Genomic DNA, 15,887 nt, shown 5'->3' with positions numbered 1-15,887 from the left:
AACTGGTTGGGCATCCCCTCCAGGCAACCTCGAGCATCCTCTCTCGTGAAGGACCTTCCTATGTCGAATCCGTACTACCCGAATGATCAGCCTCGGCAACCACTTCCTGGCCAGCTGGGACAACCGAGCCCAGGGCAGCCGCCGAGACCCTACGCCCCGCAGCCAGGTCCAGGCAGATCCAAGAAGTGGCCGTGGATCGCCGGGATCGCGATCGCCCTTGTTGTTCTCATAGGGTTAATCGGAGCCGTTGGCTCCGACGACGATGAGCAAACGACTGCCGCAGCGCCCTCCAACACCCGGACCGCTGTTGCAACGTCGACGATCTCGGCCGCGGAGTTCCGAGCGGAGAGCGAAGCACGCGCAGCCGCGGCCGAACGAGAAAGGCAAGCAAGGGAAGCCGAAGCAGCGCGTCTTGCCGCGATCGAGGCCGCCAAACTCGACCCCTCAACATACGAGAGCATCTCGTCCCGAGATTTCGCTCTGTTGACGAAGAACCCCGACGCGTCGAAGGGCCGGAAACTCGTTGTGTACGGAATCGTGACGCAATTCGACTCCGCCACGGGAACAACATCCTTCCGCGCCGAGACCGGCTCTGCGCCGGGCGACAGGTACGACTACGACCAGAATACCGTCGTTACCGCGGGCGATTCCAACGTTGTCGCGAACGTAGTCGAAGATGACTTTGTAACGATGTATGTCGAGGTCGTCGGCTCGTATTCCTACACGACCACGATGGGCGGGACCATGACAGTTCCCAAATTCCAGGCCAACGTCATCGAGGTCACCGGATCGGCTGCCTGACACTGATCCGGCCAGCCTCCTCACGACCGCGCACAAGCCCAGTCGACACACCACAATGAAGAGGTCAAGTGAAGAACAAACTCGTCGGGGCAGTGTTGTGCATGTCGTCGGCGGTTGCGATAGCGGTTTCCGGCGCCGGCGTGGCCAACGCCGCAGGCATCTACCTTGACAGCGACGGCACGTACAGAGTCGGTTACGGCGAGCAGGACCTGCTGCCTGGTCTGTGGTCGTCCTCCGGCGGCCGCACCTGTTACTGGGAGCGCACCGCATCCGACAATTCGATTCTCGAAAATTCCCTGGGCGATGGATCCCAGACGATCGAGATCAAGCCGGGCGATGCGACTTTCACCACGCATCGGTGCGGAAACTGGCGTCGAGCGGAGCCCGTTCCCAACCCGATTCCCGGACTCCCGCCCATCGAAGCCGTCGACTACCGCAATATGACGACATTCGGACTTGGCGCGGGAATCGGTTCGGCCGCTGTCGGGTCGGCCGCGATGCCGTCCATCCTCGCCATACTCCTGTCGGTAGCATCGTCTGGCAGTTAGCCCGAGCGGCCCGGCGGCCATCGGTTCCGTGCACGGCGATGAAGCGGCGCGGGTCTCAACGGAGCAGGACGGGAAGTGCAGCAAACCATCCCCGCCCAAGTAGGACCCGCGTCGATCCGACTGAATGCGTGATGCCCGAGGATGATCGGACGCAGTGCGGAGTATCCCTGTCGAGTCCGGACTCGATGACCATCGGTTAATTCCACATGCGGTGACCCCGACCTACATCGACAGCACCATCTGAGCGAGGAGCCGACCCCATTCGGGGTCCATGGGCTGGTCGCGTTGGACGTAGCCCTCGACCATTGCGCCGATGAGTTCGAGGAACGAGATCGTGGGACGTCCCATCCAGAAGACTTCTTCCCGGCCGACGATCGTGCCGTCGCTGGTCTGCCAGCCGAGGGCGGCGAGTCCCTCGGCGATCGCGTCCCGTCGTTCATCCGACGACGTGCCTGCGGCGAGGGTGAGAAGCACGAGGTATCCGGCCTCCCGCTCGATCTGCTCGGTGCCCAGCGGCAGGCGGTCGAGCAGATGACGCCACATCTGTGTCGCGTTGTCCGCCATCGCCGTTCCGAGATTGGTTCGAACGAGTTTTCCCTTGTACTTGCGCACCAGTCCGAGTGTCTTGGCGTACTCGCGGAGCAGGTGGACCGGCCGTTGGTCCGTCTCGCGGTTGCTGGTGGCGGGCCAGTCGTCGAAGCCCGGTAACGCCTGCCGCATCTCCGCCACCACGGCCGGGGGCAGGTAGCCCGCCTGAGTCAGCGTGATGCCGTCGGATCCGATGCGCTGCAGCAACCACCGCAGATGCAGCGTCGCCGCTTCCTGGGCCGCGGGAAAATCACCCTTTCGCGTGGTGAGCTGGGCATGCTCGAGAAGCGAAAAGACATGCGGGGCAGCCTGATGGGGTATTCGTCGCAGCAGGTCGGCGAACTTCGAATCCGTCACCGGCCAGTGGTCACGGATCACGACTTCGATCCGCAGGTTACGGTTCACGGCGTCGACGCCGAACGATTCGGGCGCGAAGCCGGGCCCGACCCACGCCCCGGCGTCGTGGTGGCCGGGGTGCGACGGCGTGGCCAGGACCGTCAGCAGGTCGGCGTATCCGCCCGGTCCGCCGCAATCCTCGGGTGGGCAGGCGCGGGCGCCGGCGAGGCAGGTCACCGTCGGCGCGGGCCCGTCGGCCTCGATCCGTTCGAGGACGATCGTATGGTCCCAGCCGTCGCCGAAGTCGTATTGATAGGACAAGAGCTCGCCGGGTTCGGCCAGAACCTGATCGAGCCGGACCGCGTCCTCGCACAGCTCGTCGTCCTCGTCGGCGAAGCCCTCCTCGATGCTCTCGCGCATCTCGTACCGCTCGGAGGCGGGCGGCTCGCCGCCGACCCACGAATGCAGGTGGCTGTCCTGCCAGCCCATGACTGTCTGCACGATCGGATGCAGCTCGTTCAGCCGCAGGTTCGAGGGCACGACGAACTGCCGCCAGATGGTCGGCGACACGTCGTCGAGTTCGATCCGCAGGTGGAAACTCGCGACGTCTCGGCGACCCGGCCGCTCGGACGGCCGGACGATCACCGGCGCGTCGGGAACGACGGACAGGTGTCGGCGTTTACCTGAAGCGGTCATGGCGTCATGGTAGGTGGGAGGCAGCGGTGTCCGGCACAAGAGCTGACGATAGCGTGAGCGCATGTCGGTGTCCGCAGTTCTCGCAGGTCGGTACGAGTTGCGGGGAGTGCTGGGGCGCGGCGGAATGGCCGATGTCCACGACGGATGGGACCTGCGCCTGCAGCGACCCGTCGCGATCAAAGTGCTGCGCCCGGAGCTCACCTCCGTCCCCGACACCCGCCGCCGGTTCGAGGCCGAGGCCCGGCTGGCCGCCACGTTGAATCACCCGAACGTGGTCGCGGTACACGACTGCGGCGAGGACGCCGGGGTGGCGTACATCGTGATGGAGCGCCTGCCCGGGCGGACCCTCGCCGACGAGATCGCCGCCGGTCCCGTACCGGACGCGCGGGTGCGGTCGATCCTCGCCGACGTGCTCGCCGCCCTCGGCGCCGCCCACGAAGCCGGGATCCTGCACCGCGACATCAAACCGGGAAACGTGCTGTTCACCGCCGCGGGCACGGTGAAGGTCGCCGACTTCGGCATCGCGAAGAGCGCCGCATCCGACCACACAGCGACGGGACAGGTGCTGGGCACCGTGGCCTACCTCAGTCCGGACCGCATCCTGGGCACACCCGCCACGACCGCCGACGACCTCTACGCCGTCGGCGTCGTCGGCTACGAAGCCCTCGCCGGGCACCGGCCGTTCGCCGGCGACAACATCCTGTCGCTTGCCCGCGCGATCACCGACGGTGCGGCCCGACCGCTGCGCGAAGCCCGCCCGGACGCCGATCCGAACCTCGTCGACACGATCGAACGGGCAATGACCCGCGACCCGCAGCAGCGGTACGCCGACGCCCAGGCGATGCGGGACGCCGTCCTCGGGGCGCCCGGCGCGCACCCGCCGCCGACGAGAACATTCACACCCACCACCTCCGTCCCTCAGCTGCCGCCCGAGCCCCGGCGACCACGGCGGACCGGCCTGATCATCGCCGCCATTGCCGCCGTGCTGGTGGCCCTGGTCGTGGCGGCGCTGGCCATCGCGTCTCAGAATCGGGACGGCACGGTCGGTCCCGGGCCGAGCACCACCGCCGTCGTCCCCGCCCCGGTCTCCGTCCCGAGCAGTGCCGTCGAGGTCAACCCGGTTGCGCCTCCCCCACCGACCGGCGCACCGGTACCGAAGCCCGGACCGGGAAACAACAACGGCAACAACGGCAACGGGAACGACAAGCCCAAGGACAAGGACAAGGAGAAGGACGGCAACTGAGCGAGTCGCGGTCGGGTCAAGCGCGGGCACCCACTCCACGGCGCTCATCCACGGCGGCCCGAACTGCGGGCGCGACGTCGGTCGCGAATCTACGGACCTGGGCGAGATCGTCGCCGTCGGTGCCGAAGATGAACGTGTCCATGCCAGCCTCCACCGCGATTTCCGTCAGCTGGCTCACCCACTGGTCGGCGGTTCCGTGGAACAACGTGTCCGACGGTGTGTCGCTCACCCGGCCGAACACGTTGTAGGCGCGGACGATCGAGCTCGGGTCCCGGCCCGCATCCGCCGCACCTGCGTCGATCCGCGCGTGCATGCCGGGCAGGACCTCGGGCGGAAAGTACGAACTCGACGGGACCCACCCGTCCGCCGAGCGTCCCAGCGCCCGCAGCAGCCGGGGGCCGCCGACGCCCAGCCAGATCCCGATCCTGTGCGCCGGGACCGGTCCGGGATGCACGCCCGCGAGGCGATAGTGCTCACCCTCGGAATACACGGCACGCTCACCGGACCACATCAGGCGGATCACCTCGACCGCCTCCTCCAACGCCGTCGCGGCCTGACCGGGCGTGCGCACGTCACCGCCCATCGCCCCGATCGCCTCCCAGAACGCGCCGGCACCCAACGCCAGTTCGAATCGGCCTCCCGACATCAGGTCGAGGCTGGCCGCGGCTTTCGCCATCGTCGCCGGCGGGCGAAGCGGCAGGCATGCGACGTCGGGAAACACGCGCACCCGCTCGGTCCGGGCCAGCAGCGCGCCCATCAGCGACCAGCAGTCGAGGAATTTCGCCTGGTACGGGTGATCTTGCACGCCGATCAGGTCGAGCCCGGTCTCGTCGGCGAGGGCGGCGAGTTCGAACGTGTTGGCCAGCAACTCCACCGACGGGGTCACGAACGCCCCGAACTGCACGGCCCTGCCGTAGTCGGTCATGACGGTTGCGTCCCCTCTCGGATTGCTGAACTCCTTCGATCCTCCACCTCCACGACGTCCGGGAACACCCGGCGCGCAGTCGGAACCCCGCCGCGCGGCATAGTGGGTCCATGACAGACGACACGAAAGACGGCCCCGCACCCGACGTCCGGAACGCCCCCGAACACCACCGATTCGAGGTCCGCGTGGATGGTGAACTGGCCGGGTTCACCGAGTACCTCGACGACGAGAATCAACGGATCTTCTTCCACACCGAGATCGGTGAGCAGTTCGGCGGGCGTGGCCTCGCCACCACCCTGATCCGCAGCGCGCTCACCGAGACCGTCGGGGACGGCAAGCGGATCGTGCCGATCTGCCCGTTCGTCGCCGGTTACCTGAAGAAGCACGACGACTTCGCCGACGACGTCGACCCCGTCACGCCGGCCGCGATCCAGGCGGTGCAGCGTTCGAAAGGTTGATCAGGGTGCGCCGTCGGCGTCGCGCGCCTCTTCGAGCTGCCGGATGAGGGTGGCGGCGTCGTAGGGGCCGCTGTGCCGGGCGAGGTCGGTGCCCGTCGCGCCGAGGTAGAACGTGGGGGTCACCCGGAAATCGCTCGACTCGGCGTCGAGTTCGTCGTCGTCGATGCGGTGAACGTAGGTGCCCCTACGGATGTCTTCCTCGAACCGGTCCATGTCGAGCCCCAGCTCGGCGGCGTAACCGAAGATCTCGTCCTCGGCGAGGGCGTCGCTGTTGGCGAACAGGTGATCGTGCATCTCCCAGAACCGTCCCTGCGCGGCCGCCGCTTCGCTCGCCTGGGCGGCGAAACGCGCGTGCGGATGCACGGCGTCGAGGGGGAGATGCCGGAAGACGTAGCGGAGCTCGTCCCCGAAATGCGCCCGTACGTCCCGGATGCTGCCGGTGGCCTTGCTGCAGAACGGGCACTCGAAGTCGCCGTACTCGACGAGGGTGAGCGGCGCATCCACCGGCCCGCGCAGGTGATCGCGGCCGGGGTCGACGGGCCGGAGCAGGGTGAGCCCGACGGCCTCCGTCGGCGGGTGCACCCAGTCCGACAGCCGGAACAGAGCCCAACCGAGGACGGTGGCGATGACCGCCGCCGTCAGGACACCCACCCGAGCGTCGTTGGCGAGCTCGGGTGAATCGATGGCCAGGTCCACGATGAACAACGAGATCGTGAAGCCGATACCGGCCAGCGCGCTGCCACCGGCGATCTGGGACAGCGTCAGCCCGGGCGGCAGGCTGCCGGGCCGCAGCTTCGAGAACAGAGCCGTGGCAGCCGTGATGCCGACGAGCTTGCCGACCACCAGGCCGAGCACGATGCCCCACGCCAGCGGAGACCGGGCCGCGTCCGCGAGGGTCTGCCCGGTGATGACCACGCCGGCATTGGCGAGCGCGAAGATCGGGACGACGAGGAACGCCGTGTAGGGCTGGTAGAAGCGCAGAAGCCGCTCGTTGACGGACACCGCGCGCAGCACACCGAGTTGGGCGGCGCGGGCGTAGTCGGAGTTGGGTGACTGCCGGAACGCGCGCGTGAGTTCACCCGCCCGCTCCACCTCGCTGCGCCGCGGCGGATACACGGGCAGGATCAGCGCGATCAGCACGCCGACGAGGGTGGGGTGGACGCCGGACTCGTAGAACGCGACCCACGTGCCCGCCGCGACGATGAAGTAGGCGACACCACGCCACACCTCGAGCTTGCGCAACTGGATGATCAGCAGCAACCCGACGCACCCGAGGAGCAGCGGTCCGAGCCGGAGGTTGTCGGTGTAGAAGAAGGCGATGATGGCCAGGGCACCGATGTCGTCGGCGACGGCCAGGGTCAGGAGGAACACGCGCAACCGGGCGGGGCATCGGGGTCCGACGAGTGCCAGTGCGCCCAGCACGAACGCCGTGTCGGTGGAGACGACGACGCCCCACGCACCGGCCTCGGCGCCGCTGGGGTTGAGGATCAGGAACAGGACGGCGGGCAGTGCCAGACCCGCGATCGCGGCGAGGAGTGGGACGGCGGCACGGGCGCGGTCGGTGAGTTCGCCGATCGTCAGCTCACGTTTCACCTCGAGCCCCACGACGAAGAAGAACAGCGTCATCAACCCGTCGTTGACCCAGTGCTTCAGGTCGAGGCTGATGCCGTAGTCGCTGATCTGGATGGTCACCGGGGTGTGCCAGAACGACTCGTACGAATCACCGATGTTGGCCCACACCAACGCCAGGATCGTGGCGACGAGGAGGAAACCGGCCGACAGCTTGTCGTCGTCGGTGTCGTCGCGGATCAGGGCCAACCGCGCCGACAGTCGCCGAAGCGTGGTGGGGCTGCTCTGCTCGACCGTCATCTGGTCCTCGTCAGACGTAGTTCTCGAGAACGAACTTGGTGAATCCCTTGCGGATCAATCGCACGGCCTGCTTCTGCCCCTGACGCAGCACGGACTTCGGCACCCACACCTTCGGCTCGACCGACATCGTGAGGTGAACCGACGTCCCGCGCGGGGTGGGGGTCAGCCGATACTCCCCTTCCTGGCACTTCTGCTTCTCGCTCTCGAGGAGCGTCCACGACATCTGCTCGTCCCCGAGCCACTTGTGCTCGGCCAGCTGCGTGTCCGCGACCCCGAGGACGGCGAGCGTCATCCGCACGGTGCGGGGGCGTCCGTCGTCGAATCGGGACTCGACGACCACCTTCTTGTGCACCACCGACCATTCGGGGATACGTTCGACGTCCGCCAGCGCAGCCATCACCTGCTCCTGGGGCGCCTCGATCTCGAACTCGCCCGATACCGACAACGCCATCGATTGTTCTCCTTCTCGTCGGATGTACATGCCCTACAGTTCGGACGCGTAGCGCTCCAGCATGGCAGCAAGTTCGCCGGGGCGCGCGAGTGCCGCCAGATGGCCGGTGTCGATGACCTCCGGTGCGATGCCCAGTCGCTCCCGGACGATCCGCTGCATGAAGTCGAGCGGGAAGAGCCGATCGCGTCTCCCGGCGACGACCCGCGTCTTCACGTGCGGCCACGCGTCCGCCTGCCACACCGTCTCGAACGGGGTGTTCGACATGACGGGCTCCTCCTGGCTGAACGCCTCCTCGGTGACGTCGTCGGGCACGTCGTGGAAGAACAGCGCCCGCAGGTCGTCGGGCGCATCCGGGTCGCGGCCCTCCAGCACGTCGAACGCCCGTTTCGCCTCCGGCTGACCGGTGGTCTCCCACCACTGCCCGGGTGCCTCCCCCGGCGCGGGCAGCATCGGTGCCAGGAGAACCAGCAGGTCCACGTCGACCTCGCCGCGCTGACAGACGATCGCCGCGGTGAACGCGGACATGGACTGCGCGACCAGCACGATCGAACCCTCGACGTCCTCGACCGCATCCACGACGACGTCGGCGAACTCGTACTGGCCCGCGTCGTCGTCGCCGTACGGAAGGTCGACGGCGATCACCGAGTGCCCTCTCCCCTCCAGGATCGGTGCGACGCGGTGCCAGTACCACGAGTCCGAGCCGGCGCCGGGCAGCAGAACGAAGGTTGCGGGCATCTCGACTCATCTCCTGTTTCCGGGACACGAACGGTCGAGTCGAGCCTAAGCGTTACGTGCGCGGGAATGCGCGCCCGAACACACTTTGCCACTCACCTGCGGGGACCTGAAACGGAAGCGTCGCCGAGGGCGATACACCCAGTAGGTCGGACAAGAAGCTCCGACCGTGCCGGGATCCACCACACGTTACGAGAACTGAGCTGACATGTTCACCAACCATCTCTTCGGCGGAATGACCGAACAGGAAATCGACATCGAAATCGCCGACGAGCTGGCGGCCTGACGCACGGTCCCCGCACGTGAGTGGCGATGTGCACCCCGGCACGCTGCGCCACTCACCTACGAGTTACGTTCACGCTCAACACCGGTTAGCCGGTTCACCCTCCCGACATCCGGAGGCTTCGAATCGATGCACCGAACGAACTGTGCAGCAACGGCATCCAATCCGGCACCACACAGCCGAGATCCACTCCGATCGCAGCCACCTCCGCGACGGCGACCGTCATCGACGACGGCGGCGTCGCGGAGTCGTCGTTATGCCGGCTCTCTCATCACGCCGAAGTGGCGCACCGTCCCAGAAACGCCTGGAAGCTCTTGCACGGGCGACCAGGTGCGCAGCCCATCCGTGCTGTCGGAATAGAGATACTTTCCTTCGGTGTAGGCGTCGAGATATATCCGCCAGGCGCCGCTCGGCAACTGAACCAAGGCTGGGCCCTCCACCAGCGAGCCCCAATTTCCAGGCGGGACGAATGAATAGGGTCCCGTCACCGACGACGCGACCGCATGCTCGACGACCTTCTTCGTCTCGTTCTTGGTAAACGCATGGTAGGTCGATCCCACCTTGACCACGGTGGTGTCGATGTGGTCCGCGCCGATCCCGGCGAGCGGAACAGGCGGGCTCCACAACGTGAGAGATGGTTCCAGCGCCGTCATCAGATACGGCACGAATCCACCACCGGTCGACATCGACAGGATGACGTTGACCCGGTCGCCGTCCACGAACCATTCGGGTGCCCAGGCCTTGGTGGTGAACGGCGACAGCGACGGTCCGTCGCTGAACCCGGCCGACCCTGAGGAACCCGGCGGGCTCGCTGAGCCCGTTCCGTCTCCCGTGCCCGGCAGGAAGGCGCAGCAGAACGGGACCGGCCAGGCCCCAAGGAACTTCCAGTCCATGCGGTCACTGCTGCGTGCGAAGCCGATGTTCGCCCCGTCGACCGTCGTGTAGGTGAGGTAGTAGAACCCGTCCGTGTGCCGGAAGATGCTCGGGTCACGCACCACCCCTGACGGAGGCCGATACGCAGACATTCGGAGGGGCTGGAACCCCGTGCCGTCCTCCGACTCGTACACATCCAGGTCGCGGTCGCTGACGTTGCTGAACGCCACCATCGTGGTTCGCCAGGCGAGCGGTGCAGCGCCGGTGCTCCCCGGGGCGGCGACCAGCAAGCCTGCGACAGCGAGCATCACCATCGATAGGGCGGAAAAGCAGGTTCGTTTGGGCAGCATCACCGGTGCAGTATCTATCACAGCAGGCGCACCCTGCGTAACTTTGGCCGCAGGCAGCGGATCGTTACCGACGGCGGTGCAGTGACGCCGTATAAGAACCCGAGGGCGCCACCCGCAGCAGCGGCGATCAATACTCCTGCGGCGCGGTCGGTCTACGCGCGAGCCTTATGCGTGACGGCATCTCGGCGTAGCCTCACGGGGACACTGTCGACGGAGGAGTGCTCATGTCGGGCGAACTGTCATTCTTCGAATTGGGTGTGGCCAACACCGAGCAGGGCCGAAAGTTCTACTCGGCGTTGTTCGGCTGGGAATTCGAATCCGGGCCCGGCGGATCGGGATACTCGATCAACACACCGAACGTCCCGGGCGGGATCCACGGCAGCGACGAGGGCGCCGGCCCGTACGTCTTCTTCCGGGTGCCCGACCTCGATTCCGCGGTCGAGCAGGTGCTGGCGCTGGGCGGCACCGTCGATGCCGTGGACCTGGGCGAAGACCCCGAGTCGGTGGCGAAATTCGGGCGGTTCAAGCTGTGCCACGACGATCAGGGTTCCGCGTTCGGACTGCACGAACCGCCCTCCGGCAACTGAATCAGCGCGCCCCGGAACGGAGACTCCCGGGGCGCGCTGATTCGGATCGGTCGGTCAGGGCTCGTTCGGCGAGTCGCCTCCGCCCTCGTCGCCGCTGTAGGTGGCCGGTTGCGGCAGACCGTCCTCGGGTCCGTCGCACCAATTGTCGTACTGGTTGTACGGGTCTGTGCCCCACGCCGGGACGTTGTTCTCGTACGGTTCCGCCCAGTCGTCGCAGCCGGCCGGGCCGGTCGGCGGAACACCGGGAGGCAGTGGTGCAACCGTGTCCGGTGCGCGCACCGGTACGACCGCCGAGTCGAGCGCGTCACCCCAGGCGACACCGGATGTTCCCAAACCGATCGAGGCCGCGAACACAGCGACCGCAGCCAATCTCAAGCCGACCTTCATCGTTGCCTCCCATAGGTGAATAACGCTGCCTAAGGGCTGTACCCAAAGACAACGTAAACAATCCTCGGAGGGCGAATTTCGTGAATGAAATTTGACGGACGGTCGGTTTCAGTTCACGACCGCGCTACACGACGGCACAATGCCTCGTGCGAACATTCACCGTCGAATCAGGGATTGACCGTCCGGCCCTGCTGGTCATTGACCGGCGGCTGCTGCGCGGAAAGGCCGTCCTCGGGACCGTCGCACCAGTTGTCGAACTGGTTGTACGGATCGGTGCCCCACTGCGGCACATTGTTCTCGTAGGGTTCCGCCCAGTCGTCGCATCCGATCGGACCGTTCTGCGGGAAGCCGGGTGGCATCGGTTGAATGACGTCCGGCCGACGCACCGGCACCGCCGAGTCGAGACTGCCGCCCCAGGCGACACCGGATGCTCCCAATCCGATCGAAGCCGCGAACACTGCCACCGCGGCCACTCTCCTGCCCATTCTCATGACTGCCTCCGTTGGTTACCTGGCCTTTCGGGGCGGTACCCAGAAACCCGGAAAACAATCCTCGAAGGTAGCGTTTCGTCCAAGAATTTCGACGATCAGTCGGTTTCCGGTCGGCAGCGCATGTACATCTCGGTCACCGAGGTCAAGACCTGCTTGCCGGATCCGTTGAGAATCTCCGCCGCGACGGTCACCAAGGCCCGTCCGCGATCGTCAGGCGTCACCTCCTCCACGACCAGCTTTCCGGTGAGCACATCACCCGGCTTCACCGGACGGAGAAAGTTGACGTCGCGCATCCGCACCCCCGCAATAACGCTCCAGCCTGCATAAACAGTGGTCGCGGACAGTCGCTGGCACACCGCGATCGTGTGCACACCACTCGCGATGAGCCCACCGAAATAGCCGCCATCTGCAGACTCGCGGTCGATATGGAACGACTGCGGATCCCACTGCCCCGCGAACTCGACCAGTTCCTCCTCCGTCACCGTGTACGAGCCCAGCTCGAACTTCTCGCCCACCCGGAGGTCGTCTGCGTACACGACGTCACATTTGCTGTCCACTACCAACCGTCCGATCATTCGCCCACGCCTCCACCGAACACGGAAGGCTGACGTCGAGGATATGACCGGACGACGGCAGCGGCGACAGTGCCCTTCCGCCGACGGTGGCGGTGGCCGTCAGTTCTCGTCGTAACGCGGCCAGCCCGGATACGGAGCAAGCGTCGGGTAGGGGGTGTCGTGGGGGAGGTCCCACTTCGCCGGCCGATTCGACGCCTCGTCCGGCATCCGGTTTCGACATTCGAGGAACGCCGTTTGGTTTCGTGCACTGTATACGTGGTCGACCACCTTCCAGCCCCCGAAGACATCGGCGACCGGAGCGCGTTCGGGGCCCTCCGACGACTGACTGAAAGCTCTCGCGTCGGGCGCCTCGATCTCCACGGTTTCCGCAACAATATTCGTCGATCCGACGTTGAAGAACCGTCCGTCTGGGCCTTCGCGCATTACCGAATAATCGCCCGTGCACACGGTTGCAAACCATCCGCGCTCGGTCGGCGCCATCCACAGCAGATGCTGAAACTGCGTTCCCACAAAGTGGCTCTTCTTCAGCTGATCGGGGTTGCCGTAGTCGGTCAGGAGACGCTCGTCCACGGATTCAGAGAAACCCGGGTATCCCGCGGCCGGTGTGAGCGCCCGGACTGTGAGGTAGTAGGACTCGACGTACGCCCTGATCACCGTCACTTCGGGAGTCAACAAATCGATACCCGGATCTGCCGACCAGCGATAGTTATAAGCGGCATTGTCGGGCACGGAGTACAGCGCTGACGCGACCACCGGCGGCTCCGGTGCTTCGCTCGCTGCATCGGTCCCGCAGGCCGACATGACCAACATCGCCGCGATCATAGGGAAGACCGGCCGCCTCACTGCCCGTACCTCATGTCTTTCACTTGGTCACGGCCGGCGTTCAAGGCATCAATAAAATGGCCCAGCCCCGTCACTCCCGAGTCCGTCAAGTATCCGGCCAAGCCCGACTGCAGGAGAGGGAGCCTCTGGTACGGGTTATCGTCCGCAATTTGATCGTATGGCAGCAGCGGTCCGTCAGTACCGTCTCGAAATAGGTCGAGCCCTGAATATGAATCCAATACTCCCCCATTTGCAGCCTGAAGGCCCAATGCAATCTGGTAGTACTGATTGGTCAACAACGCGTTGTCGGCGAAATCCGCATTCGCCTGCAGCGTGCTGTCCGGTATGGATCCCAAGACCGCGCTCTTGAACGACGGGTCGGCGAGATCGATACCACTTGAAATCAGAGGGCCCGCTACAGGAATGAACTCGACGCCCTTGCCGATCACTGTTCTGATGGTGTCGTAGGCAACGCCCTTACTTTCGAAACCAGCAGCGTTCTGGGATGTTTCGTCGCCGAGCCGGTCGGCGAACTCGAGGTCGAGCCCCTTGTCCACTACGCCCTGAAGATTGCCCGCCCACGTCCCGTACTGATAGTGGGGGTCCTGGGGTGTCTGGCCGTCGACAGCCCAAGCCTGCTCCAACTGAGCTGACAACCCCAAGGCTTGCGCATTGAAATGCGAGGCGCCTTCGGCATTGGAATCGATCACCGAGAATATTCTCGGTGCATCCTCCAGCCGGAGGTATTCATGGCCTGTTTGGCCGGTGAACGCATTGGTTCCGGTGAAGGACTCGGGCACCCCGACCATATTGCCGATGTAGGGTGCGAGCGTTGTGCCCAACGCCTGCGTGATTTCGGGGTTCACCTCACCGATTGCCTGCCCGTTCGTCCCCGGGATGTCGAGTAGGTCGGCGTCTTTCGCGGCGAGGATTTGTGCGAGGCCGAATGCCGATTCGCCGGCTTGTGTGGACCGGAATATTTCGCCGGGATCGGATGGGTCGGAGGGCCGGGCGTCGACGGCGATCCAGTCGAACATCCCGGCGACCTTCTGTTCGCCGCCGTCGGGCCAATCACGTTGGAGCAGGGGCATGATGACGTCGTCGCGGTTGTAGTCGGCCGGCATGCCTTCACCGGACAGGATGTTGTGGACGGCGGCATGGTCGCGGCCACCGACGCCGACCATGTCTTGCAGGAGGGTGTCGACGCTGTCGCGGTCCAGCGCGTTGTGGTCGAACGAGTCCCCGATCAGGAGACTCTTGTCGTTGGTGGCCGAGGCGATCTCGCCGGCACGGGAGAAGAGGCTCTCGCTCAGCTCACTGCCCTGCTGCACGGCCGGGTCCGCGAGGCCGAAGGCTTTGGTGAAGCGTGCCAGGTCGTCGCCGTTGTTGACGACCACCGACGGTTGCGGCGCGTCGTGCGCGCCCTTCATCAGGTTGCCGGTCGACGTCACCGGGCCCTCGAACAGCCCACGAAGGCTTTCCGGAATGTGGCTCTGACCGCCGACGTCGCCGCTGGCACTGCCGACGTTGTAGTTCGACACCACGGCCAGGCCGTTGGACAGAGCGCTCGCGGCCTCGGTGCGTCCGTTCTCGCTGTACTGCTCGGACAGGGCGAGGAACCCGTCCTTGCCGGCCGCCGTATAGAACTGTTGCAGGAAGTCGATCGTTCCCTGTGGAAGATCGGTGACCTTGCCGCCGTCGGCCAGCGTCTGCACTTGTTCGGGAGTGAGCCCTGCGGCCGCGATCTCCCGGGCAACACGGTCACGGACATCCTGTGGAATGTCGGACCCACCCCGCGCGACCTGCTCGCCCAGCGCGGTGCCCTCGTGCCCCGACAGGCCTGCGGACGCCGGGGCGCTCGCCGCCACGGCCCCGAGCGCGTCCCGGATCGCCGTCGCCATGCCTCGGTCGGCATTGTCGAGTTCCGTGAGCGCTCCACCGAGTTGGCTGCGCCAGTACTCGAACAGCTCGGCATGCTCGGCGGCTTCGGCCTCGCTCATCGTCGTCGGCGGGCTGACGATCTGCCAGTCGTCGGAGACGGTGAATCCGTCGGTTGCCGCCTTGTCGATCACGGTGGCGACGTAGTCCCGCGCATGGCCGAGGCGATCAGCCCCGCCCACAAGCGCGTTCGACAGATCCTCCAGATCATCTGCAAGCCTGCGGATTTCCGTGCGCTCACTGTTCGCCCGCTGCTCGGCGGCCCCCTGCGTCGGACCGCGCCAGTCGTCGTGCCGGCCCAGATCCGCGACAACACGCTGGACGTCGTCCGCCCGGCCCCGCGTGTCCTCGGCGGTCCGCCCGATCTCCTCGCCCGCCAGTGTCAGGTCTCGCGGGTTCCACACATGCAGTTGCGACCTACGCGGAATCACAGCTCCCCCATCGCCGACAGCTGCGACGCGAACGACGCGTCGATGACCTCGTAGTTCTCGGCCCCGTCACCCGCGATGAACGCCATCTCGTCGATGCGACCGGCCGCGACTCCGAGCGCGGACGCGAGGATGTCGCCGGCGTCCTGGCATGCCGCCGCGGTGTCGGATCCCTCGACGGCCCGGACCGCGTGCTCGAAGCTCCGCCGGCCGCCCAGCGCCTCGATCTCACGCGCGATGACGGCCAGCGCGGTCGACATCGCACGCAGCATGTCGGGGTCGACCTTGACGACCTCGACATCCGGTCCACCGAGCACCGGCGCCAGCCCGGGGACGGCGGCCAGCGGAGGCTGCGTCGCCCCGGTCCCGTCCAGCGACGCAATGACACTTTCCGGCCACGTCATATCGCCCTCTGACATCGACATCTCCCCCTGATATCCGTATCGAGATCCACCCCCGGATCCGGGTCACCGACACGCTCGGCGACCGTGGAGAGAATAGCGGAC

At 66.1% G+C, this 15,887-nt stretch carries 17 protein-coding genes; 5 read left to right on the top strand and 12 right to left on the bottom strand.

Going from position 1 to position 15,887, the window contains the following annotated elements; genetic code table 11:
* Nucleotides 1-60 precede the first annotated feature (60 nt).
* Nucleotides 61-801 (top strand): DUF2510 domain-containing protein, encoded by a 741-nt coding sequence (locus QM841_RS05795; RefSeq protein WP_283331248.1) that lies wholly within the window; start codon nt 61-63, stop codon nt 799-801.
* Between the two features lie 68 nt (nt 802-869).
* Nucleotides 870-1,349, top strand: a complete 480-nt coding sequence (locus tag QM841_RS05790) for an Rv1352/Rv1906c domain-containing protein (RefSeq protein WP_283331247.1) — start codon at nt 870-872, stop codon at nt 1,347-1,349.
* A gap of 222 nt (nt 1,350-1,571) precedes the next feature.
* On the opposite strand, the gene QM841_RS05785 is transcribed toward QM841_RS05790, so the two are convergent.
* Complete coding sequence (locus QM841_RS05785; protein ID WP_283331246.1) at nt 1,572-2,969, bottom strand: plasmid pRiA4b ORF-3 family protein; 1,398 nt, start codon at nt 2,967-2,969, stop codon at nt 1,572-1,574.
* Between the two features lie 61 nt (nt 2,970-3,030).
* Here QM841_RS05785 and QM841_RS05780 point away from each other — a divergent pair, with 61 nt between their 5' ends.
* Nucleotides 3,031-4,212 (top strand): serine/threonine-protein kinase, encoded by a 1,182-nt coding sequence (locus tag QM841_RS05780; RefSeq protein WP_283331245.1) that lies wholly within the window; start codon nt 3,031-3,033, stop codon nt 4,210-4,212.
* Between the two features lie 16 nt (nt 4,213-4,228).
* Here QM841_RS05780 and QM841_RS05775 read toward each other — a convergent pair whose 3' ends face one another.
* Nucleotides 4,229-5,137, bottom strand: a complete 909-nt coding sequence (locus QM841_RS05775; protein ID WP_283331244.1) for an LLM class flavin-dependent oxidoreductase — start codon at nt 5,135-5,137, stop codon at nt 4,229-4,231.
* A gap of 110 nt (nt 5,138-5,247) precedes the next feature.
* Here QM841_RS05775 and QM841_RS05770 point away from each other — a divergent pair, with 110 nt between their 5' ends.
* Entirely contained in the window at nt 5,248-5,595 is a 348-nt protein-coding gene (locus tag QM841_RS05770) for a GNAT family N-acetyltransferase (protein ID WP_283331243.1), read from the top strand.
* On the opposite strand, the gene nhaA is transcribed toward QM841_RS05770, so the two are convergent.
* The 4 genes from nhaA to QM841_RS05750 form a co-directional block, all read right to left on the bottom strand.
* Nucleotides 5,596-7,464, bottom strand: a complete 1,869-nt coding sequence (gene nhaA / locus QM841_RS05765; RefSeq protein ID WP_283331242.1) for a Na+/H+ antiporter NhaA — start codon at nt 7,462-7,464, stop codon at nt 5,596-5,598.
* A gap of 10 nt (nt 7,465-7,474) precedes the next feature.
* Nucleotides 7,475-7,915, bottom strand: coding sequence for an SRPBCC family protein (locus QM841_RS05760; protein ID WP_005252560.1), 441 nt, complete (start codon nt 7,913-7,915; stop codon nt 7,475-7,477).
* A 33-nt stretch (nt 7,916-7,948) separates the two neighbouring features.
* Nucleotides 7,949-8,650: an alpha/beta fold hydrolase gene (locus tag QM841_RS05755; RefSeq protein ID WP_280782012.1), complete on the bottom strand. Its 702-nt coding sequence runs from the start codon at nt 8,648-8,650 to the stop codon at nt 7,949-7,951.
* A 534-nt stretch (nt 8,651-9,184) separates the two neighbouring features.
* Complete coding sequence (locus QM841_RS05750) at nt 9,185-10,117, bottom strand: glycoside hydrolase family protein (RefSeq protein WP_283331241.1); 933 nt, start codon at nt 10,115-10,117, stop codon at nt 9,185-9,187.
* A gap of 260 nt (nt 10,118-10,377) precedes the next feature.
* Between QM841_RS05750 and QM841_RS05745 the strand changes: the two genes are divergently transcribed.
* Nucleotides 10,378-10,740 (top strand): VOC family protein, encoded by a 363-nt coding sequence (locus QM841_RS05745; RefSeq protein ID WP_283331240.1) that lies wholly within the window; start codon nt 10,378-10,380, stop codon nt 10,738-10,740.
* Between the two features lie 54 nt (nt 10,741-10,794).
* Here the strand turns inward: QM841_RS05745 and QM841_RS05740 are convergent, their stop codons facing one another.
* From QM841_RS05740 to QM841_RS05715, 6 genes are all read right to left on the bottom strand, one after another.
* A complete protein-coding gene (locus QM841_RS05740; protein WP_283331239.1) occupies nt 10,795-11,127 on the bottom strand; it encodes a hypothetical protein in 333 nt (110 codons plus the stop codon).
* 167 nt (nt 11,128-11,294) lie between these two features.
* The gene (locus QM841_RS05735; RefSeq protein ID WP_005252542.1) at nt 11,295-11,618 is read right to left on the bottom strand and encodes a hypothetical protein; all 324 of its coding nucleotides are present in this window, start codon (nt 11,616-11,618) and stop codon (nt 11,295-11,297) included.
* 95 nt (nt 11,619-11,713) lie between these two features.
* Nucleotides 11,714-12,193 (bottom strand): MaoC/PaaZ C-terminal domain-containing protein, encoded by a 480-nt coding sequence (locus tag QM841_RS05730; protein ID WP_283331238.1) that lies wholly within the window; start codon nt 12,191-12,193, stop codon nt 11,714-11,716.
* A gap of 99 nt (nt 12,194-12,292) precedes the next feature.
* Nucleotides 12,293-13,015 carry a hypothetical protein gene (locus tag QM841_RS05725; protein ID WP_283331237.1) on the bottom strand — a complete coding sequence of 241 codons (723 nt, stop codon included), beginning with the start codon at nt 13,013-13,015 and terminating at the stop codon, nt 12,293-12,295.
* Nucleotides 13,016-13,032: 17 nt separating this feature from the next.
* Entirely contained in the window at nt 13,033-15,384 is a 2,352-nt protein-coding gene (locus QM841_RS05720) for a WXG100 family type VII secretion target (protein WP_349307388.1), read from the bottom strand.
* The gene (locus tag QM841_RS05715) at nt 15,381-15,806 is read right to left on the bottom strand and encodes a hypothetical protein (protein ID WP_349307387.1); all 426 of its coding nucleotides are present in this window, start codon (nt 15,804-15,806) and stop codon (nt 15,381-15,383) included. The genes QM841_RS05720 and QM841_RS05715 overlap by 4 nt, the downstream gene beginning before the upstream one ends.
* Nucleotides 15,807-15,887 lie beyond the last annotated feature (81 nt).

Source organism: Rhodococcus sp. IEGM 1307 (genome assembly GCF_030056915.1).
Lineage (GTDB): Bacteria > Actinomycetota > Actinomycetes > Mycobacteriales > Mycobacteriaceae > Rhodococcus_F > Rhodococcus_F opacus_D.
The sequence above is the reverse complement of the archived record's forward strand: the minus strand, read 5'-3'. Positions and strand labels throughout refer to the sequence as shown.